The sequence below is a fragment of the Streptomyces sp. NPDC051664 genome (genome assembly GCF_044453545.1).
GTDB lineage: Bacteria > Actinomycetota > Actinomycetes > Streptomycetales > Streptomycetaceae > Streptomyces.
The window spans coordinates 1-21,282 of record NZ_JBITCU010000058.1; the positions used below are offsets into that span (position 1 = coordinate 1).

12 protein-coding genes and 6 pseudogenes are annotated in these 21,282 nt (G+C 63.9%); 9 read left to right on the top strand and 9 right to left on the bottom strand.

Features of this window, described 5'->3' with window-relative positions; translation table 11 throughout:
• Positions 1–93: 93 nt before the first annotated feature.
• Together ACIA8E_RS40025 and ACIA8E_RS40030 are read left to right on the top strand one after the other, a co-directional pair.
• Complete coding sequence (locus ACIA8E_RS40025) at positions 94–885, top strand: IS3 family transposase (RefSeq protein ID WP_399306687.1); 792 nt, start codon at positions 94–96, stop codon at positions 883–885.
• A gap of 584 nt (positions 886–1,469) precedes the next feature.
• Positions 1,470–1,955: pseudogene (locus ACIA8E_RS40030) on the top strand (IS5 family transposase); the annotation flags it as partial.
• 7 nt (positions 1,956–1,962) lie between these two features.
• Here the strand turns inward: ACIA8E_RS40030 and ACIA8E_RS40035 are convergent.
• On the bottom strand, positions 1,963–4,554 hold the full coding sequence (locus tag ACIA8E_RS40035) for a bifunctional FO biosynthesis protein CofGH (RefSeq protein WP_399306660.1): 2,592 nt from the start codon (positions 4,552–4,554) through the stop codon (positions 1,963–1,965).
• Between the two features lie 210 nt (positions 4,555–4,764).
• A complete protein-coding gene (locus ACIA8E_RS40040; protein WP_399306663.1) occupies positions 4,765–6,006 on the bottom strand; it encodes an MFS transporter in 1,242 nt (413 codons plus the stop codon).
• Positions 6,007–6,348: 342 nt separating this feature from the next.
• On the opposite strand from ACIA8E_RS40040, the pseudogene cofD reads away from it, so the two are divergent.
• Together cofD and ACIA8E_RS40050 are read left to right on the top strand one after the other, a co-directional pair.
• A pseudogene (gene cofD, locus ACIA8E_RS40045) lies at positions 6,349–7,338 on the top strand (2-phospho-L-lactate transferase).
• A complete protein-coding gene (locus ACIA8E_RS40050) occupies positions 7,335–8,663 on the top strand; it encodes a coenzyme F420-0:L-glutamate ligase (protein WP_399306666.1) in 1,329 nt (442 codons plus the stop codon). Before cofD ends, ACIA8E_RS40050 begins: the two are co-directional and overlap by 4 nt.
• A 126-nt stretch (positions 8,664–8,789) precedes the next feature.
• Here ACIA8E_RS40050 and ACIA8E_RS40055 read toward each other — a convergent pair whose 3' ends face one another.
• Complete coding sequence (locus ACIA8E_RS40055; protein ID WP_399306669.1) at positions 8,790–9,275, bottom strand: MarR family winged helix-turn-helix transcriptional regulator; 486 nt, start codon at positions 9,273–9,275, stop codon at positions 8,790–8,792.
• 274 nt (positions 9,276–9,549) lie between these two features.
• Between ACIA8E_RS40055 and ACIA8E_RS40060 the strand changes: the two genes are divergently transcribed.
• Entirely contained in the window at positions 9,550–10,011 is a 462-nt protein-coding gene (locus ACIA8E_RS40060) for a nitroreductase family deazaflavin-dependent oxidoreductase (RefSeq protein ID WP_399306672.1), read from the top strand.
• Between the two features lie 102 nt (positions 10,012–10,113).
• The gene (locus ACIA8E_RS40065; protein WP_399306675.1) at positions 10,114–10,977 is read left to right on the top strand and encodes an LLM class F420-dependent oxidoreductase; all 864 of its coding nucleotides are present in this window, start codon (positions 10,114–10,116) and stop codon (positions 10,975–10,977) included.
• 500 nt (positions 10,978–11,477) lie between these two features.
• Here ACIA8E_RS40065 and ACIA8E_RS40070 read toward each other — a convergent pair whose 3' ends face one another.
• Positions 11,478–11,669 (bottom strand): hypothetical protein, encoded by a 192-nt coding sequence (locus tag ACIA8E_RS40070; RefSeq protein WP_399306678.1) that lies wholly within the window; start codon positions 11,667–11,669, stop codon positions 11,478–11,480.
• Between the two features lie 115 nt (positions 11,670–11,784).
• Between ACIA8E_RS40070 and ACIA8E_RS40075 the strand changes: the two are divergent.
• Positions 11,785–13,043: pseudogene (locus ACIA8E_RS40075) on the top strand (IS30 family transposase); the annotation flags it as partial.
• Between the two features lie 400 nt (positions 13,044–13,443).
• Here the strand turns inward: ACIA8E_RS40075 and ACIA8E_RS40080 are convergent.
• Positions 13,444–14,004: pseudogene (locus tag ACIA8E_RS40080) on the bottom strand (IS3 family transposase); the annotation flags it as partial.
• A 644-nt stretch (positions 14,005–14,648) separates the two neighbouring features.
• Between ACIA8E_RS40080 and ACIA8E_RS40085 the strand changes: the two are divergent.
• The gene (locus ACIA8E_RS40085) at positions 14,649–15,392 is read left to right on the top strand and encodes a LuxR C-terminal-related transcriptional regulator (RefSeq protein ID WP_399306680.1); all 744 of its coding nucleotides are present in this window, start codon (positions 14,649–14,651) and stop codon (positions 15,390–15,392) included.
• A gap of 248 nt (positions 15,393–15,640) precedes the next feature.
• On the opposite strand, the gene ACIA8E_RS40090 is transcribed toward ACIA8E_RS40085, so the two are convergent.
• The 3 genes and pseudogenes from ACIA8E_RS40090 to ACIA8E_RS40100 all read right to left on the bottom strand — a co-directional run.
• Positions 15,641–15,988, bottom strand: coding sequence for an Lsr2 family protein (locus ACIA8E_RS40090; protein WP_399306682.1), 348 nt, complete (start codon positions 15,986–15,988; stop codon positions 15,641–15,643).
• A gap of 99 nt (positions 15,989–16,087) precedes the next feature.
• Positions 16,088–16,872 (bottom strand): IS5 family transposase gene (locus ACIA8E_RS40095; protein ID WP_399306690.1). Its coding sequence is split into 2 segments (ribosomal slippage): positions 16,088–16,563 and positions 16,563–16,872, totalling 786 coding nucleotides; the frame shifts between segments, so codons are not numbered across the junction.
• A gap of 370 nt (positions 16,873–17,242) precedes the next feature.
• Positions 17,243–17,461, bottom strand: a pseudogene (locus ACIA8E_RS40100) (transposase); the annotation flags it as partial.
• Positions 17,462–18,656: 1,195 nt separating this feature from the next.
• Here ACIA8E_RS40100 and ACIA8E_RS40105 point away from each other — a divergent pair.
• Entirely contained in the window at positions 18,657–20,687 is a 2,031-nt protein-coding gene (locus tag ACIA8E_RS40105; protein ID WP_399306685.1) for a hypothetical protein, read from the top strand.
• Between the two features lie 116 nt (positions 20,688–20,803).
• On the opposite strand, the pseudogene ACIA8E_RS40110 reads toward ACIA8E_RS40105, so the two are convergent.
• Positions 20,804–21,282, bottom strand: a pseudogene (locus tag ACIA8E_RS40110) (IS3 family transposase); the annotation flags it as partial.

Sequence of the window (21,282 nt, forward strand, 5' to 3'; positions counted from 1 at the left end):
CGCCAGGACTTCACCCGGAATCGTCACAACAACCCAACTACCACATGAAACAGCGACGTTGCCTCGAATCCGGCAGTAGATAAATTACGGCTCCTGAGGGGCCGCTTCCAGTTCGTTGACGACCATCGGACCACCTACGAGGTGAAGCGGCTCTGCCAGGTCCTGGACGTGAATCGGTCCAGCTACTACAAGTGGCTCGCCGGCGCCGAGGCCCGGGCCACCCGGCAGCGGGAGGACCGGATCCTGGCCGAGGAGATCCGCGAGGTCCACGGCGAGTCCGGTGGTGCCTACGGCTCCCCGCGAATAACGGCCGAGCTCCGCGAGAAAGGGCGGCGGGTCAACGAGAAGCGGGTCGCCCGGATCATGCGGACGTTCTCCATCACCGGCATCCGCCTGCGCAGACGCGTGCGCACCACCGTCCCGGACCCGGCAGCCTCACCCGTCCCTGACCTGTTCCAGCGGGACTTCACCGCCACCGAGTCCGGGCGCAAATACATGGGCGACATCACGTATCTCCCGCTCGCAGGCGGGGAGTTCCTCTATCTCGCGACCGTGCTGGACTGCTTCAGCCGCAAGGTCGTCGGCTGGTCCATCGCCAACCACATGCGCACCAGCCTGGTCGCCGACGCACTGCAAATGGCAGCCGCGACCCGCGGACGTCTGGACGGCGCCGTGTTCCACTCCGACCACGGAGCGCAATACGGATCCCGGGTCTTCGCCGGCCTCTGCGACCAACACGGGGTCACACGGTCGATGGGCGCGGTCGGCACCAGCGCCGACAACGCAGCCTGCGAAAGCTTCCACGCCTCCCTGAAACGCGAGACCCTCCAGAGCGCCCACGACTACGGCGACACCGACACCTGCCGCCGGACCGCCTTCGCCTGACCCGCTACAACACCCGCCGCCGGCACTCCGCCAACGGCCACCTCAGCCCCAACGAATACGAACACCGACACCACACCGCTAAACTCACGCTCGCCGCGTGATCAATAACCGCGTGCCCACCTTCACGAGGTAAGGCCCTCGATCCCGGAAACCGTCCTACAACCAGCTCCCTTTCACGTTCAGGACACAATCAGCCAACGCAGCATGAGGCGGTTTAGTGCCTGTTTCTGAACCCTCGGACGCGAGCGCTCGGTACCCTGAAATCAGGTAGGGCCCTGGGCCAAGACCTCCATGGAGGTCTTGAGGATGATCAAGGTTCTGACGATCCTCGGCGGGCTCCCGGTGGCGTTGGTGGTCAGCGTCGTTGCCCCTCGCTCTTCCGTCACATCAGTCTCAGAGCTTCCGTTCGGGGAGCGGTCACAGTGACCGCTCCCCGAACGCTTGCGGAAAGCTCCCATTCCGGACTCGTAGCCTCTGACCTGCTGCTGCGGGGTTCAGAAACAGGCACTTAGAGCCTCCCCCCACAGGGCGACTCCGAAGGGCCAAACCTCCATCTCTCGCACAGCACCATTTCCAGAAGCTGCCCAACTACCAACTCTCTTTCATGTTCAGGACACAAGACCACCAAGATTCACCTTGCCGTCGACGCCTCCTTCCACGTCCTCGCTGCCGTCATCACCGCCGGCCAACGAGGCGACGCGCCCGCCTTCGAGGAGGTGATGGACCGAATTCGTGTCCCCCGGATCAGCGGTGGACGCCCCCGCACCCGGCCCGGACATGTGCTTGCCGACCGGGCGTACTCCTCCCGTCAGATTCGCTCCTACCTGCGCAAACGCGGGATCGCGCACACCATCCCGGAGAAGCGAGACCAGGCCGGACACCGACTCCGCCGCGGTTCCGCCGGAGGCCGTCCACCCGGCTTCGACCGCGAAATGTACAAGCGCAGGCACAAAGTCGAGTGCCGGATCGGCCTTCTGAAGCAGGCAAGAGGCGTTGCGACCAGGTACGACAAGCTCGCCGTCCGCTACGAGTCGACCGTCCAACTCACCCTCATACGGCAGGCGCTGTGACCACATCTCAAACACGTCCTAGCACCGGCAGCAGCTTCGGGAGGTGCCCGTCCGAGGCGAGCCCAGCCTCGACACGCTCGGCGGACACCTGCCCGTACATAGTCGTACGCTGCCGAGCTGGGCGGCCGGCCGCGTCGGCGATGGCCACCAGGTCGCGGATGGAGCGGTATGAGCCGTAACTCGACCCCGCCATCCGGGAAATGGTCTCCTCCATCAACGTGCCGCCTAGGTCATTCGCACCGGAGCGCAGCATCTCTGCGGCGCCGCCGGCTCCGAGCTTGACCCAGCTGGTCTGGATGTTAGGGATGTACGGGTGCAGCAGTAGCCGGGCCATCGCGGTCACGGCACGGTTGTCGCGTTGAGTGGGACCGGGGCGAGCGATGCCAGCTAGGTAGACGGGCGCGTTGGTGTGGATGAAGGGCAGCGTCACGAACTCGGTGAAACCGCCGGTCTCTTGCTGAATCTGTGCGAGCAGACGCAGGTGGCCCAGCCAGTGGTGGGGCTGATCCACATGGCCGTACATCATCGTGGAGGAGGAGCGGATGCCCAGTTGGTGGGCGGTGGTGACGACCTCGACCCACGTGGCGGTAGGCAGCTTGCCCTTGGTCAGGATCCAGCGGACCTCGTCGTCCAAGATCTCCGCCGCGGTGCCCGGAATGGAGTCCAAGCCAGCCTCCTTGGCCTGCTGCAGCCAGTCCCTGATGGGCATCCCGGTGCGGGTGACGCCGTTGACAACCTCCATCGGCGAAAAGGCGTGCACGTGCATGCCGGGCACGCGTTCCTTGACGGCGCGAGCGATGTCGAAGTAGGCGGTGCCCGGCAGGTCTGGGTGGATGCCGCCTTGCATACACACCTCGGTCGCGCCGACCTTCCATGCCTGCTCGGCTCGGTCGGCAACCTGTGAGAGCGACAGCGTGTAGGCGTCGGCGTCCGTGCGGCGCTGTGCGAAGGCGCAGAATCGGCAGCCGGTGTAGCAAACGTTGGTGAAGTTGATGTTCCGCGTGACGACATAGGTCACCTCGTCGCCGACCATGTCGCGTCGCACATCGTCTGCGATCCGGCACAGCGCGTCCAGCGCTGGTCCGTCGGCATGTAGCAGCGCGAGTGCCTCGGCGTCGGTCAACTTCGTCGGGTCGTCTGCAGCCACGGCCAGCGCAGTGCGGACGTCGGCCTCAATCCGGTCCGGTACCAGACCCGGCGCGGCCTGCTCGCGGAGAGCCCCCCAGTCCCCGTAAACGTCGTCGAAGTCGTCCCTGCGATTCCCAGTCCGGCCGTCGGTGTCGATCGTGCGGTGCAGGTCCGTGCGGCCCGCCGAGACGAACGCCTCCTCCGGCTCTTGCCACGGCCGACCCACCATCTCGGCGTCCTTGCGTGCCAGGCCAGTCTTCGGATCAGCCAGCGCCTGCACATGTGGTAGCAGTCGTGGGTCCAACCAGGGTTCGCCGCGGGTAATGAACTCTGGGTAGATAGTGAGACGTTCCTGGAGCACGAAGCCGGCAGCAGCTGAGCGCTCGGCCAGCTCCTCGATCTGCGGCCAGGGGCGCTCAGGGTTGACGTGGTCCGGAGTCAACGGAGAGACGCCGCCCCAGTCGTCAATGCCGGCGGCGATGAGCTTGGCGTACTCCTCGTCGACCAGGTTCGGCGGTGCCTGGATGCGGGCAGTGGGGCCGAGCACGAGCCGGGCTGCGGCGATGGCGGCGGCGAGCTCGTCGAGTTCGGCATCCGGCATGCCGCGCATCACAGTGTTGGGCTTGGCGCGGAAGTTCTGAATGATTACTTCCTGGATGCCGTGATATGCACGGGCAACACGGCGCAGCGCGAACAGCGACTCCGCCCGCTCGTCATACGTCTCGCCGATTCCGATCAAGAGCCCACTGGTGAAGGGGACATTGGAGCGCCCGGCGTCCTCCAGCACGCGTAGCCGCACGGCCGGGTCCTTGTCCGGCGAGCCGTAGTGCGGCCCACCGGGATCGCTCCATAGCCGAGTTGCCGTCGTCTCCAGCATCATGCCCATCGAGGGGGCGACCGGCTTGAGCCGCGCGATGTCCTTCCAGCTCATGACCCCGAGGTTGAGGTGTGGGAGCAGCCCGGTCTCCTCCAGCACGCGGATCGCCATGGCCCGTACGTACGCGATGGTGTCGTCGTAGCCGTGGGCGTCAAGCCACTCGCGTGCCTCGGGCCAGCGGTCCTCGGGCTTGTCTCCGAGGGTGAACAGCGCTTCCTTGCAACCCAGTTCGGCGCCGCGACGGGCGATCTCCAGCACTTCGTCAGGCGACATGAACATCCCGTGCCCCTCGCGGCGCAGCTTGCCGGGGACCGTGACAAAGGTGCAGTAGTGGCACTTGTCCCGGCACAGGCGCGTCAAGGGGATGAAGACTTTACGGGAGTATGTGATGACCCCGGGGCGCCCCGCCGCACCCAGCCCCGCATCCCGCACCCGAGCGGCAGCCGCCGCGAGTCTCGTCAGATCATGACCGCGGGCCTGCAGGAGCACCGCGGTCTCATTGGCGTCGAGGGTGACGCCTCGCTCCGCGCGATGCAGTGCGCGTCGCATGGCGTTAGCTGTCGGCGATGTCGTTTCTGTCATGATTTCAACCATAGAGGTGAGTGGCAAAGATTGAGGTCTGTGAATTCCGCGGCTTTGCCGGGTGGCGAGAATGCGGGCCTCGCACACTCGTTCGTTTTGGTGGTTTTCGGTTGCCGTTGGCAGTACAGGCCCAGGAGCGGAGGGCATGCCTGGTCTAGGCCTTAGAAGGCGGGTGACGCGATTCCGCGGGCTGGAAATCCCGCCTGTCAGCGGGCTTCCTTTTCAGGTTGCCTTGCGCACGCGATGCAACAGCAACGGGATGGTAATCACAGCTGCGACCGCGACACCACCGCCGAAATACATCACGTTCCGGACGCCGGAGATGTCGACCACGCGGCCTCCCATGAAGGAGCCGAAGGCGATGGAGAATTGATAGGCGGCAACGAACATACCCGACCCGCTCTCGCTGGACGCGGATTCATCTGCTGTAAAGAGCCAGGTCTGCATCGCTACAGGAACAGCTCCGTACGAAATCCCCCAGACGGCTTGCACGACGAACGCACCGAGCGACCACTGGCCGAGCAACGGCATGGCCAGAGCGGACAGTCCAAGCATGAACATGATCAGGTAGACCGTACCCATCAGCCTCTTGCCGAGAGCGAATCCAGCGACGAAGTTGCCGACGATTCCCGCGATAGCAAACGTTAGGAGTAGGGTGCTAACCCTCCCCGAACTAGCTCCGGCGTAACGCTGCAGGAACGGGGCGACGAAGGTGTAGGCGGAGAACTGCGCGGTAACGATCAGCAACGTGGCCAGCAATGCCAAACGTGCCGGCCTGCTCTTCACTAGACGGCCGAGGGAGCGGACCTGTGGGGCCTTTTCAATGGGCAGACGCGGCAGCAGGATGAATTGGAGAACGAGCGGCACTAGACCGAGGGCGGCGACTACCAGGAAGGCTGTTCGCCACCCGAAGAGGTGGCCGAGCAGGGGACCAGCAGGGACACCCACCACTGTGCCGATGGATATGCCGCCGAAAATGATGGCGGTTGCCCTCTGAGCACCACGCTCGGACACCAAGCGAGCGCCCAGTCCCATGGCCACGGACCAGAACCCACCGATACCGACGCCTAGGATGGCCCTGGCGAGAATCATGGTGGGAAAGTTGGGGGCTATGGCAGCGAGCGCATCCGCCAGGACGAAGACCAGACTGAGGCCAAGGAGCGCGTATCGGCGGTCAAGTCGGCGGAGCGCGACCGGCAGCAGGGGGGCCGAGATCGCGGCGATGATGCCCGGCGCGGTGACCATGGCGCCGGCGGTTCCTTCGGTAACGTTCAGCTCGCGGTGGATGTCGCTGAGCAGTCCGACGGGCAAGAACTCGTTTGTGACCAGATTGAAGCTGCCCGCGGCGACCGCCAGCACCGCCAGCCAGGAACGCAGCGGTGACGCCGGATTCGTCTGTCGGCCGGGGGCATGGCCGGAAGATTCCGCCCTATCGATTGTTGTGTGAGCCACAGCTGGTTTCACTTTCTGCTTGACACCTTTCGTGTGCTGGCAGCCGAGGGTCGGAGGCCCGTCGGACGCGCACGTGTTCTGCATGATCAGGCGACAGGTGTGGCTGTGCCAGGGTGCTGGATCGCTAGGCAGCAGCTCTTCCGAGAAGACAGAGCCTGACGCTTGCCAGCCTGCCATCATCACGCTAGCGCGCTCTATGCTCTCCTACAATAATTGCACATGCATGTAAAATGGTTCCGTAGACGCAGTGATTCACCGCACTCCTGGCACCAACTCGCCCGAACGGGCACCCGCTAACACCCCTGTCGCCATGGTGCGGGGGTCTCGGTGCGCAGCACAGGAAGACTGGGAAATATGCACATGGTGGTACTCGCCGGTGGCGTCGGAGGGGCTCGTTTCCTCCGGGCCTCCAGGGGGCGGCAGCTCGCGACCCGAGAACGGCCATCACGGTGATCGTCAACACCGGGGAAGACGTCGACCTGTTCGGGCTCAGGGTGTGTCCCGACCTGGACACCGTGATGTACACCCTCGGCGGCGGCATCAACGAGACCCAGGGCTGGGGCCGGGGCGATGACACATTCCGAGTCAAGGACGAGCTGGCTGCCTACGGGGCAAGCCCGGATTGGTTTACTCTGGGCGACCAGGAGTTCGCCACCCACATCGCCCGTACACAGATGCTCGCGGTCGGCTCCCCGCTGAGCGAGGTAACCGACATTCTGTGCGCACGTTGGAAGCCAGGAGTCCGTTTGCTCCCGATGACGGATGACCGGGTCGAGACACGTGTGGCCGTGTCAGTCCCGCAATCCAATACAGGCACGCCGGCCTGCAAGCTCATGCATTTCCAGGAATACTGGGTGCGCCTGCACACATCCGTGCCAGCCGAAGCTGTGATTCCCGTCGGAGCCGAGCGGGCAAAGCCGGCGCCAGGAGTGCTGGAGTCAATTGCCTCAGCAGATGTCGTGCTGTTCCCCCCTCCAACCCAGAAGTGCGTATTGGCACCATCCTCTCCGTCCCCGGCATCCGCAAGGCGCTCACAGATGCCCAAGTGCCGGTGGTGGGCTTGTCGCCGATCGTCGAGGGCTCGCCCGTTCGCGGATTTGCCGACAATGTGCTTAGCGCGATCGGTGTGGAGACATCTTCCGCCGCCGTGGCGCACTACTACGGCAGCGGGATCCTCGACGGGAGGCTGGTCGACCCCATGGATGTCGGGGAGGTGAGCCGTGTGGAGTCCGCAGGCATCCGGGCATCCGATGCCACGCCGTCCCTCTAATGATGAGCGATCAAGAAGCCACCGTCGAGATGGCCCGCCAAGCGCTGTCCCTAGCCGAGGAGATCCGAGCATGACTGTCGAAAACGTTACACTGCCCGCATTCCAGGTCTGGGCCGTCCCGGCTGTCCCGGAGATCAACGAAGGTGACGACCTGGTGAAGCTGATCTCATGTGCGGCCACCGCCAAGGGACTGCCGGGTTTGGCAGACGGCGACGTCCTCATGGTGACGTCGAAGATCGTCAGCAAGGCCGAGGGCCGTGTGGTCGCCGCAGGCGATCGCGAGGCCTCCATCGATGCTGAGACCGTACGGGTGGTTGCCCGCCGGGGCGGACTGCGCATCGTAGAGAATCATCTCGGCCTCGTGATGGCCGCTGCCGGAGTCGACGCGTCCAACACCCCCTTGGGAACGGCCCTGCTGCTCCCGGAAGACCCCGATGCCTCGGCGCGCGCACTTCGCGACGGGCTGAAGACGGAACTGGGGGTCGACGTCGCGGTGGTAATCACCGATACATCAGGGCGCCCCTGGCGCAACGGGCTGGTCGACATCGCTATCGGCGCCGCCAGCTTGCGCGTACTCGACGACCTCCGGGGCGGCCATGACGCCCATGGCAACATGCTCTCGGCAACGATCGTTGCCACCGCCGACGAACTGGCAGGCGCCGCCGACCTGGTAAAAGGAAAGGCAGCAGGCCTGCCCGTCGCAGTGGTGAGAGGCTTGCCTCATACCGTCGACCCCTCAAGCCTTGGAGCTCGAGCCCTGGTCCGTCCGGCAACGGACGACATGTTTCGCCTGGGCACCTCCGAAGCTCTGCGTGAAGCCGTCACCCAGCGCAGGACCGTGCGCGAGTTCACTGACGCACCAGTCAACGGCGCCGCGGTACGGCGTGCAGTGGCCGCGGCTATCACGGCGCCCGCACCGCACCACACGACGCCCTGGAGGTTTGTGCTGCTGGAATCCGCTGATATCCGGGGTCGACTGCTCGACGCCATGCGAGACACATGGGAGCAGGACCTGCGGATGGACGGCAAGCCTCTAGCATCAATCGCAAAGCGGATTCAACGTGGCGACGTACTACGGAAGGCCCCCTATTTGGTTGTCCCTTGTCTCGTGGCAGAAGGAGCGCATACCTATCCCGACGAGCGGCGCAACAATGCCGAACGTGAGATGTTCGTCGTAGCTATGGGCGCGGGGGTACAGAACCTCCTCGTCACGCTGGCTGGCGAAGGCCTCGGCTCAGCGTGGGTGTCCTCCACGATGTTCTGCCGGGACAAGGTGCGTGAGGTGCTCGGGCTCCCCGCCGATTGGGACCCTATGGGGGCTGTCGCTGTTGGGTATCCCGCCTCGCCACCGAGCCCACGGCCAGCACGGCGGGAAGATGACTTTTTGATCGTCCGCTGACTCTGCGCTATTGCCTTCCCCGTTCGACATGAGGTCGATGACGCGGCTCTCACTTCACTGGGCACTGGCGGAATGTCATCTGCCTTTTACTCGCTCGCGAGCCACGGTCGGCCGTCCATGTAAGAGTCAGGCGAGCCTCTCGGTGCCGAGAGCGCTGTCGGGTGAGATAACCGAGATCACCGCATGAACCAACCGAGCAAGTTGAGGATCCTCGGCCGCTATGCCCAATGCCTCTCTCAGGGCCCCCTCGTTGATCGGCCGAGCTTGAGCGACCAGCAAGAGCCCTGCTTCGCTTACGTCTGTGTAGATTCCGCGCCTATCGGTAGGACACAGGTAGCGCGACAGGAAGCCACGGCTTTCCATCCGGGTAACTAGACGCGTTGTTGCACTTTGACTCAACCCGACGGCCTCAGCCACTTGCGCCATCCGCAGGTGCCCCCCCTCGCTGCTGTCCTGCCGACTCAGGACTTCCAGAAGGGCGTACTCGCGAACGCTCAGCTCGAAGGACACTTGCAGGACACGTTCGACATGCGCCTCGATACGGTCATGGAGGACCGACAATGCGAACCAACCATGGGTCAAACCTGCGAGCTGGGGATCGGCGACTGTCATGAAACGTCTCCTTCTGTTTCCGAGCGACAGATGCATGACACATCCTACGCGCACACGGAGGAAATGTGCGCTTGCATGATTGGCGCGTGTGCAACTATCGTGAGGCGGACTGGCCACTTGTCCTCCTTATGGGACGCGTACCGCCTGACAAGGTCATCAGTAGCGGACATGCATGGCAATCCCTTTCCCGCACCCGTCGATCATCTTCGCAGAAGAACCAGACGCCGGTTAATCGCCGCGGTTCACCGGACACACCTACCTCAGGAGACAGCACATGCCTCTGCACGGCGAGTACGAGCCGAGCTCAGTGGAATGGGTCCGCGACCAGGTCGCAGCCTACGAAGCCACCAACGGTGTCGAGGGGGGCACCTTTCTTGACCTCCCAGTCATCATTCTCACCACCAAGGGCGCCAAGTCCGGGAAGCTCCGCAAGATGCCCTTGATGCGCGTCGAGCAAAACGGTACCTATGCGGTCGTTGCTTCGAACGGCGGCGGTCCAGAGCCGGCCTGGTACCGAAACGTTGCTGGCCACCCGCTGGTAGAGCTCCAGGACGGCGCAGTCAAGCAGGACATGCTCGCCCGCGAGCTTTCGGGAGACGAAAAGGAGGAGTGGTGGAAGCGCGCGGACGCCGCCTACCCGGACTTCCCCGAGTACCGGAAGACCGCCGGTCGTGAGATACCGGTGTTCGTCCTCGAGCCTGTTAAAGACTTGATCTACGCGGCCGCAACCGAGTAGCCGGTTCGATAGCCACCGCCCGCGAAGGAGACCTCCTCTATCGCCCCGCAATCGGGTGTAGGAGGAGGTCTTCGCCGCCTCGACCAAAGCAGAGAGATTGCCATGACTTTCAAGAACGCTATTGGCCACGTCGGCATCTTCACCCACGAACTCCGGGCAGAGGACCCTGCCCTGACGCCGACGCTGCTGGAGGCTGCTGGAATGCTCGAGCACCTTGGCTTCGGTGCCATCTGGCTGGGCGGCAACAGCGATGTCAGACACGCCGAACGGCTCGTGACGGCGACATCACGCATCGTGGTAGCGACCGGCATCACGAACATCTGGCACCGCCCGGCCAGCGTTGTCGCCGAGGACCGCGCGAGACTCAACTCCACACATCCTGGACGCTTCCTTCTGGGACTCGGCGCAAGTCACGCTGAGCTGACCCCCGCCTACCGCCGCCCCTACTCCGCCATGCAGCAATACCTCGACGGCCTCGACTCCGCCGACCACCCGGTCACCCCTCGTGCGCGGGTACTGGCCGCCCTCGGCCCGAAGATGCTCGAGCTATCCCGTGACCGGGCGGCTGGCGCGATCCCCTACCTCGTCACCCCGGAGTTCACGGCCGCCGCTCGCGAGATCCTTGGCGCCGAGCCCTTGCTGGCGCCCGAAGTCGGTGTAGTGCTGGAGCACCGAGCCGAACGCGCCCGTCCAATCGCCAGGGAGTTCCTGCGCTACTACCTGCAGCTCCCGAACTACATCGTTAATCTCAAGCGGCTCGGCTTCGACGACGAGGACTTCCAGGACGCGGGCAGCGACCAGCTCGTTGACTCTCTGGTTATCTGGGGCAATGACGAGGAAATCCGGCGCCGGATTCACGATTTCCATGCCGCGGGCGCAGACCACGTTGCTGTGCAGGTGCTGACGTCCGGGCACGAAACAGTGCCCCTCACTCAGTGGAAGCGTCTGGCGGAAGTAACTCTCTGAAAGGTCGGGGCGCTAGGATTTCCCACCGCCCGCAACTGTCAATGTGATTGCGCGGTCAGGTTGAGACTCCTACGTGGCCGAGAAAAAGCAACGTCCGCTACCGCTCCACTTTCAAAATTCAGGCTCGCGTGGCCCCTGGGAGAGCCAACGGACCGCACCGCACTATGCAGTGTTACGGCCTGAGGCTGTGGTGACCAGTGTCGGGCTACTGGGAAGTTCCCAAGGTGCTCGGGGTCGATGATTTCGCCCCCTGGCTTCCGATGCCGGGCGACATTCCAACCTCCAGAAGGCCATGCAAGGTCGCATCAGACCCCGCCCTGCCACCGGAGTAATGCCTCCAGCCTCTCACTGATACGGGACAGGGGCCTTACCTCGTGAAGGTGGGCACGCGGTTATTGATCACGCGGCGAGCGTGAGTTTAGCGGTGTGGTGTCGGTGTTCGTATTCGTTGGGGCTGAGGTGGCCGTTGGCGGAGTGCCGGCGGCGGGTGTTGTAGCGGGTCAGGCGAAGGCGGTCCGGCGGCAGGTGTCGGTGTCGCCGTAGTCGTGGGCGCTCTGGAGGGTCTCGCGTTTCAGGGAGGCGTGGAAGCTTTCGCAGGCTGCGTTGTCGGCGCTGGTGCCGACCGCGCCCATCGACCGTGTGACCCCGTGTTGGTCGCAGAGGCCGGCGAAGACCCGGGATCCGTGTTCCACTCCGACGCCGGGTCCCAGGGCGTATTCAATTGGTCGTCGCAACACCTCTTGAGCTGGAGGTTTGCGGGTGGGTGTGCTGGATCGGCAGCGGGCAGTCAGGCAGTACCGCGGGCAGATGCCCTCGCCGGGTCGGCCGAGTGTCGCGTGGCGTGAGGATCGCGTCCGGTTCTGGCAGGCCATCGCGCGGGGGCTGAGCTCGGTGGACGCCGCGGTGGTGATCGGGGTTTCCCCGGCCGTGGGCACGCGGTGGTTTCGGCATGCTGGCGGCGTGAATCCGTGCCTTGCCCCGACTGCGTCGGGCCGCTACCTGTCCTTTTCCGAGCGGGAGGAGATCGCCCTGCTGCGTGCCCAGGACTTCGGCGTGCGTGCGATCGCGAGGCATCTGGGCCGTTCGCCCTCGACGGTCTCGCGGGAGCTGCGGCGCAACGCGTCCACCCGGACCTATCGCCTGGAGTACCGGGCCTCGCTGGCGCAGTGGCACGCCGAGCGGCGCGCACAGAGGCCGAAGACGGCGAAGCTGGTGATCAACCAACGCCTCCACGACTACGTTCAGGACCGGCTGGCCGGGACTGTCGTCCATGCCGCGCGCGGCCAGGTCGTCGAGGGGCCGCAGGTGCGGCCGTGGCAGGGCAGGGACAAGCCCCGTCGGCAGGACCGGCGCTGGGCGACCGCGTGGAGCCCGGAGCAGATATCGCAGCGGCTCAAGGTGGACTTCCCCGAAGATGAGTCCATGCGCGCATCTCCCCGGAAGCGATCTACCAGGCCCTCTACGTGCAAGGACGCGGGGCACTCAAGCGCGAGCTGGTCGCCTGCCTGCGCACCGGGCGGTCACTGCGCGTCCCGCGAGAGCGCACCAGGCAGAGCGTCCGTGGCCACGTCACTGCCGACGTGCTGATCAGTGAGCGGCCCGCCGAGGCCGAAGACCGCGCTGTCCCGGGGCACTGGGAAGGTGACCTCATCATCGGGACCGGCCGGTCCGCGATCGGCACGCTGGTTGAGCGCAGCACGCGGTTCACGATGCTCCTGCACCTGCCCCGGACGGAGGGCTTCGGCACCGAACCGCGCACCAAGAACGGGCCCGCGCTGGCCGGCCGCGGCGCCGAGGCCGTCAAGGACGCGATCACCGCCACCATCACCACGCTGCCCGAGCAACTACGCAGGTCACTGACCTGGGACCGCGGCACGGAACTGGCCCAACACGCCCAACTCCGCATCGACGCCGGTCTCCAGGTCTACTTCGCCGATCCCCACAGCCCCTGGCAGCGAGGCACCAACGAGAACACGAACGGTCTGCTGCGTCAGTACTTTCCCAAAGGCACGGACCTGTCGCGTTGGGGCACCGACGAACTCCAAGCCGTCGCCGCCACCCTCAGTGCCTGTTTCTGAACCCTCGGACGCGAGCGCTCGGTACCCTGAAATCAGGTAGGGCCCTGGGCCAAGACCTCCATGGAGGTCTTGAGGATGATCAAGGTTCTGACGATCCTCGGCGGGCTCCCGGTGGCGTTGGTGGTCAGCGTCGTTGCCCCTCGCTCTTCCGTCACATCAGTCTCAGAGCTTCCGTTCGGGGAGCGGTCACAGTGACCGCTCCCCGAACGCTTGCGGAAAGCTCCCATTCCGGACTCGTAGCCTCTGACCTGCTGCTGCGGGGTTCAGAAACAGGCACTCAACAACAGACCCCGCAAGACCCTCGGATGGAAGACACCCGCCGAAGCCCTCAACGAGCACCTACTATCTCTCCAGGAAACTGGCGTTGCGACGACCAATTGAATCCAAGCTGCGCTCCGTGATCGCTGTGGAACACGGCGCCCCCGAGACTGCCCCGGGTCCGTTCGGCCGCATGCAGAGCGTCGATGACGAGGTCGGCCCGCATGCGGTCGGCGATCGCCCATCCCGCCAGGCGCCGCGAGGCGAGGTCGACCACGGTCGTCAGGTAGCGGAACGTCCCGCCGCTCAGCGGCAGATACGTGATGTCGCCGACGTACTTGGTGTTGATCTCGGTGGCGGTGAAGTCGCGGCCGATCAGGTCCGGGACCTTCGCGGCGGCGGGGTCGGGGACGGTGGTGCGGTGCCGGCGGCGCAACCGGACCCCTTCGATCCCGGACACCCGCATGATCCTGGCGACCCGCTTGTGGTTGACCACATCACCGCTCGTCTCGCGGAGCTCGGCGGTGATCCTTGGGGCTCCGTAAGCGCCGTCCGATTCGAGGTGCACCGCCCGTATCCGGGCGGCCAACTTCGCGTCGGCCGCCTGCCGGGCAGCCCGGTCCGCGGCAGTCCGCCGCCAGTAGTAGAAGCTCGAGCGGGCGACACCGAGGATGCTGCAGAGCCGCTTCACGCCCCCTTGAGTGGGGCGCCTCGCCAGGGTCGAAGCGGAGGGCGGGACAACCCGGCACATGCTGAGTTCAAACTCTGGCGGTCGGCTCACAGGGGTATTCCCGGCCCGAAGGTTGAGGCTTCTGGATGGTGTGTCAGGGGCAGGTCATCGCCCAGTCTCGGCACGCCTTGACATCGCCTGACGGGTCTGTTGATATTTGTGCAACGGACAGATCTGTCTGCGTGCCGAGCCTAGGTAACGCGTATCGGAACAAAGATGCGTGTTCGCGTTATTGCTGCTGGGCTCGCGAAGCTTAGACAGAAATGCAACTTGCACACTTTGTCACGGAAAGCGGGAATTTCCGAGGTAGTCAGAACGTGTTAGCGGCACGTCGATGAGTCATCTCTGTTCGGCGCAGACTCGCATTATGAAAAGAGCGATACGGATCCCTTCCTGATGTGACAGAACTGCTAGATGCTCAGCCGAAGGATTCCGTGTTTCGTGGTACTGGCGTGCGCGGAGCCCCTAGCGAACGCATTGTAAATGAATTGTTACGCCCGTAGCTGGTGGATGAAATTTTTTGGCGGCAGCAACTACGTGGTGCAGCGGGAAATTTTACACCGCCCAAGCATCGGCGGCGCCCTGCCAAGCCATGAAGAGGATGAATGGAACTCACATTCGAACGCAGGACGGCAGTCAACTCGCGAGTCAGATTGGATTTCCCGCCTGTGGCGGAAATGAGCAAAACTGGTGTACCTGCCCCGCGCGCCGATAGCAAGAGCGATGACTGCCCCAGCAAGGCGATCACCCTTTCGGTGCTGACCGATGATCCGCTTACCTACGAAGGGACGGTGTCAGCCCTCCGCGATTATCCTGAGGTCAGCATCCTCCCCTCGGGGAGCGGCGGAGCTGTCGACGTCCTATTGGTGCTCGCTGGCGAGGTAGTCGATCAGACGCTGGCGGAGATCGAACGCGCTATCGATGGGCTATCCGACCTGCACGTTGTTCTAGTTGCGACCGATATGTCCGAACCTCGTTTGGTCAGGGCAGTGGGCCTAGGCGTTGTGGGAATCCTGCAACGTGAAAAGGCCACCTACAAGGACATCGTGCAGGCCGTGGTCTCGGTCAGTTCAGGGCATGCGGCTGTCCCTCCCGCCTTGCTGGGTCCCCTCATAAGGTATGTGCGGCGACTTGAACGTGTCGGCCCCGGCGGGCGTCTAGGACTCAATGCCCGGGAGACTACGGTTCTCGGGCTGCTGGCCGACGGCCTCGACACAACTCAAATCGCGCGGCAACTCAACTACTCTGAACGCACGATCAAGAGCATAATCCACGGCATCATCAATAACCTTGGCGTCAGCAATCGTACGCACGCTGTTGCCTATGTCATTCGTGCAGGCTTGTTGTGAATTCCGAGACGGTTCTTTTTCGCGAAGCACGGCAGTAGTGATTCATGGCTGGTTCTGGCTACGGTCAAAGATGCCGTGGGCTGAACCTGCCGAGTGGTACGACGCCCCGGCAGGTCGTAGGCCTGTTCGCAACAGCATTTTAGTAGTTTTGGGCGATCATGGCCCCGATACGGCGAGCTCTCGGCCGATAAATGCAGACTGTGACTACTACACGTGCATCTGGGGCTATACGGAAAGTCTTGTCTCAATCACTTTTCGGACTCGGTCGCCTTTTCATAAGCATCGTGCACGTTACGCGGGATGCGCCCACGGGCGCTTACCCCATATTCGTTGCGTCTCGCCCAGGCTCGCACGGCCGGCGCATCGGTACGCGAGGCAGAGGGCGTCGCCGTCCGTCCTAGTTGCGGGCTGCGGACACGTCGCGCTCCATTGGCGTGCAGGAAGGGGTGAAGGGCTTCCATGAGTGTGTCGTGGCTCTCTGGAGTGAGGTCGATTTCGACGCCCGCCCCATTGACAAGAATGGTGTAGGTGTTGATCTCGGAAGACTCTTCACCCGTTAGATCGTCAGTGTACGTAGTTACTACTCTCCGTGTCATGGCTCAAATGATAGAGCGAAAGTATCGCTCGCTGGCAAGTTTTGGGTAAGTGTGGGTTGCCTGACCGGGGCGCCTCCACCCTTAGAGCTCGTAACAGGATCATGAGTGGGCCTTCTTGAGCCGGCGCCAGCAGATGAGGCTGCAGGCGAGGGAGACGAAGGCGTCGTGGAGTTCGGTGCGGCGTTCCCAGCGGACGGCGAGTCGTTTGAACTGGTGGAGCAGGGCGAAGGTCTGCTCGACGACGTAGCGGAGCTTGCCCATGTCTTTGATGTTCGGGCAGCCCTTGCGGGAGATGACGGGCAGGATCCGGCGTTTGCGCAGCTCATCGCGGTTCGGGTTCGAGTCGTAGCCCTTGTCGCTGAGCAGGGCTTCTGGGCGTCGGCGGGGCCGGCCGGGCCTGCCCGCGACGGGCGGGATGCCGTCGACCAGGGCGAGGGTCTGGGTGACGTCGTTGACGTTCGCTGCAGTGGTGATGACCTTGAGTGGGGTGCCGCGTCCGTCGCAGATCAGGTGGTGTTTGCTGCCCGTCTTCCGCCGGTCGACCGGCGACGGACCGGTGTCGGCGCCCCCTTTTTCGCGCGGATGTGGGAGCCATCCATGCATGCCCGGGACCAGTCGAGCTGGCCGGCTGCATTGAGCTCGGCGAGCAGGATGCGGTGGAGCTGGTCGAAGACGCCGGCCTTCTGCCACCGCTCCAGTCGCCTCCAGCACGTCTGTCCGGAGCCGAACCCCAGCTCCAGCGGGAGCAGTTGCCAGGCGAGGTCGTTGCAGAGCACGTACAGGATCCCCTGCAGGCACAGCCAGTCCGGCACCGGCCCCGGTGACCGCTCCGGCCAAGGCGGCAGCAACGGCTCGATCAGCAACCACAAGTCGTCGTCCACGATCCACCGGCGAGTACTCACACACTCCCGAACGGTCGAATCGTCACACCGGTCACGGCCGACCAGGCCACTTCAGCAAGATCCTGTTACGAGCTCTAAGAACTCACCTTCAGGCTCGGCCCGCTGACTGCGCCCGGCCGGGTAGCGGTCTCTTCGGTCACCAGACGGCGGCGGGCCCCTCGCCAGAGCTGCGACGCGAGATCGAAGCGTTCGCACGCACCGTCCGGAACCTTTGACACCTTGCACGTCCACTACGGCGTGGTCCGTCGAAGGGGCCGTGGTCCCGAAGCGTTGTCGTAACAGTGGTCGGCTGTGAGGCCGAGGTGGTTGCCTGGAGGTCGCTCGTATCGGTGGTTGAGTTTGCGGTAGCCCTAAACCGACGGTGCACGGTCGGCTTCCACGCCCCGAAGCACGAAGGCAAGGCCCACCAGGCACACCCGCTCACCAGCACGTAGACGATCGCGGCAAATACCACCTCGTCGTCGATGTTCACGTCTCTGCCACCCTGCGGCCTCACGCGGGCCGGTGGCAACAAGGACTTCACGATCTCCCACAGCCCAGCGACCAACGAGCATATAGGACACCGTCTCAATGGAAGGTGAAGTGGCAGGTTGATTTCTGGCCGATACATCGCCCGCAGCCAGTCAGAAGCTGTCAAAAGGAGAAGAAAAGATGGCGCCTTGAGGCAATTTGTGACCGGATTCGCCCAACTACGAGATCATTCTCGAAGCGTGTGCAGATCCACGCGAGGAGTGGGCACACGACAATCGTCGCGCCTGGAAAATAGGTGTATTGAGCTCGCGGTGCAAGGGAAGGCAGCACATGATAGACGGTCGGGTCGGCCGCTATGACGATGCACTGGCAGAGACGGACCATCACGGAGCTGCGCGCTCAACGATGGGGCGAGGCGGTGCAATCTGGGATGACGTCGTACCGTGGCGGCGGTCTGGGGTCGACGTGCCTGAGGAACCGAGTCCGGCCGCGATGATGCGTGACCTGTCTGCCGAGACGGGTGGACGGCTCGCAGACAAGCGAATCAGGACCCTTCTGCAAGGAACTGAGATCTTCGTCCTTGGAGTTGCTGGCTCCCTTGTCATGGCGGAGAGCCGTATTTCATCGGACTCAGGTTCGTCGTCCTTGATCGGACAGACAGCCCATGCTGTACCCGGATCGGGGGATTCATCAACCACACTCACCTCACGCAACTCGGATGGTCCCGCCAAATCTGTCTCGCCGAACTCGTCGAAGTCTTCGCTGAAGTCGCCGCACTTGCCTCCCAGCCACGCCTCAACTGCTATGGGCAATCCCCTTCCCATACAGCGATTCACGCTGCTGTGGGGACCACGTGTGGCGACCTCCGGCCCGGCCACCATGCCCACCGGTTCCACGAGCGCGCCCCCTCGTGCGGTAACCGTAGTCCCAACAACCGTGCACACCACGTACCTCCTACACCGTGGCGACTCAGTGACCAACGGACGCGTCAGTTTGATGCTGCCTTCGGATGGCGATCTAGTGGAAAGCGACGCTGAGGGTGTCGTGGTCTGGTCCGCCGGTACCGGAAGTGAGGGGCGCCAGCCAGTTTTCCAGAGCGCTGGCAACCTGACTGTTTACGACGATAATTCAACCGCTATATGGGCAACACACACGGAGGGTCACGGCAGCGGCGCCCTTACTCTGCAAGCCGATGGGAAAGTCGTCATCAAGACGCGAAGCACCCCTCTTTGGCAGACGGGCAGCCTGTAGTGACTTTTCAACCTCACGGCCGTCTAGCCTCGCAGGGCTACGGCGTGCATAACGATCAAACGACCCAAGATGCACGGCTGACCCGTCTTCGGGCCGGTACTAGCTGGTTGGTGCACTCTAAAGGGCATCTCAATGAGCGCTCTCGCCTCTTCGCGGCGGGTCTGGCCGAAGACCCGGGGAACGATGTGGTCGTCGCAGATCTTCCTACGGACGTTGGTATTGACGGGCTGGAAATGCTTGCTGACGCGCTCCCGCCGGGGGCGGGTGCGCTCCGCATTGTATTCGGTCGCCAGCCCAGCTATGGCGTCTCCACTGCGGGCTGGTGGTTGGCCGAGGCTCTGAACCGGACGGTCGTGGTCGCGGAAGGCCATCCTCGGTCGGCGGCAGGCGGTAGGCTGTTCATCCCAGCTGAGCGAGGAAGAGGCTGGGTACGCTACGACACGCAGACGGGAGAAATTCCCGTCTCGCGCCGCTTTCCAAGGCCGTCGTGGGATGCCACCATGCCTGATGAGCCGCAACCGTTGAGCGGTGCCACCATCGCGGAGCCCATACCTACAGGCATGTGGCTTCACGCCGCCTGGATGTCGCCGCAGCAGCTGGCAATACATCGGGACCGACTCTTGTCGAATCTGACTGTTGCCGATGACGTGCTCACAGTGGTCGTCGGTGTGCCCGGAGTCCCACTCATCAGCCGAACAGAGATCGCCGCCTTCTGGGAGTCAATTCCGCAACGCGTCCGCTCTGCCGTCCGGTTCATCCAGTACTCGCCGCCAGGACCGGCAGATCAGGACCTTGGCGAGGCACTGGCCAATACCATCGGTGTACCGGTCCGGCTGTACAACGGGATACCAGCAGGGGGTGCCGGCCGTCATGCGCAGATGCCCGAGGGGGTGTACGCGGTCCTGCCTGATGGTTCCTTCGGGCATCCGCGCATCAGTAGAGAGTCCGTGTACTACCCGACGTCGGAGGAGCGAGCCCCGCACCATACAGTCGTCTCCCACCAATGGCCATTGGGGGATGTAATCGAGGTCCAGCCGGGCACGTTCCGATATTCCGAGGATGTCGTCATGGAGGTCGTTCCTGGGGGTCTCTGGGTCCGCCCGCCGTCACGACCTGTACCACCCGCGTCCCTTCACGCCATGCGCAGCGGGCAGGCCCATGACTTCATGGTAGTGACCGGTGAACCCGCTGCCGAACAGATTCTGACCGATGCTGCCAATACCATCGCACGTCGGCTGGTCAGGACTCTACGGCCCAGCGTTCGTATGCTGGTCGTGCCTTTGCCAGCGGAAGAGGAGGACGACACCACGCAGCTCCCGCTGGTGAAGCTAGACCAGCCGGTGGGCAGACGTGCGCCGCATCCTCCGGAGTCCGTTTCGGTCGACACTGCCGCGCGCCAGGCCCTGGCGAGGGCGGGGTTGCCCGAGGCATGGGAGCACCTGTACGAGCGAGCAGTTTCCATGGTGCAAGACGTATTCGCGCAGAGGCCCGAAATCCGTCGTCTCGCATTTGGTGATGACGATGTGGCTGATTTGGTTAGTCTGGCCACATATCTTGGCGTTCAGCACGGGGGACCGAAAAATGCCACAGGAAGTTGGCCTGCTCTCTCTTTTCCTCTAACCCAAGCGCTGTCGCGGCTTCCTTCACATACCGGGGCCGTAGCGGCGCGGGTGCAGCTCGGTGTCGCGGGGATGCATAGCTACGTGAGGAACGAGGTATTCGCGGAACCGATGCCTTTCTGTGCATCCATAACTGGTTGCTCCGGGCACGAAGGCGACACGGATGTTGTTATCTGGTCGCGTACAGCGAGGCGGACGGCATTTTTGCAACCGACTGTTCCCCAGCAGGTATTCTTCCTTCCTGAAACCCGGTTCAAGGTTCTGGACGTCATCCAGGCGGCCCGTCCGGTAGTCCTTCTAATGGAGATCGCACCGGACGAGGACCGGGTGTCGGGGGACGCGATCGAGGTGCGGATTCGCCGTGATTTGCTCCATTCCCACCGGGACTGGATGCGTGATGAGGAGACGGTTCACGCATTCGGCTCCGCTGCCATCCGAGGGGCACAGGCAATTTGACCATTGGCGACGAGGGGTGGTCAGATAGAGCGTCACCTTGGCTGACTCTCTCTTGGGGCCCCCTCTGAGTGGTGGACACGCTGTTACTGGCGCCCGCACAGCTGATTCGGCTCGCTCACGTGGCCGCCGCGGGCCGCCACCGCCATCTTGAGGGCGTCGATGACCAGCTCGGCCCGCATATGGGTGGCCATCGAGTAGCCGAGCACCCGGCGTGAGCAGATGTCCAGGACGCAGGCGAGATACAGCCACGCCCCGCCGACCTGCACATACGTGATGTCACCGCACCACTTCTCGTCCAGCTGCCTGGCGGAGAAGTCACGTTGGACGAGGTCCAGGGCAGGCGGTGCGAGGCGGTCCGGGACCGTGGTGCGTTTACGGCGCCGCAGATGGAGGCCCTCCAGGCCGTGCTTGCGCATGAGCCGCTCGACGCGCTTGCGGTTCACCGTGTGTCCGAAGCCCCGCAGCTCAGCATGGACACGCCGCACTCCGTACGTTCCCTTCCCGGCATATCCGCTGCACGCCGAAGTCGGCCCGGTTGTCGGAGATGAAGCCCCAGCGGAGGGTCATGCCCTCATCTCCTTCGCGAAATACTGGG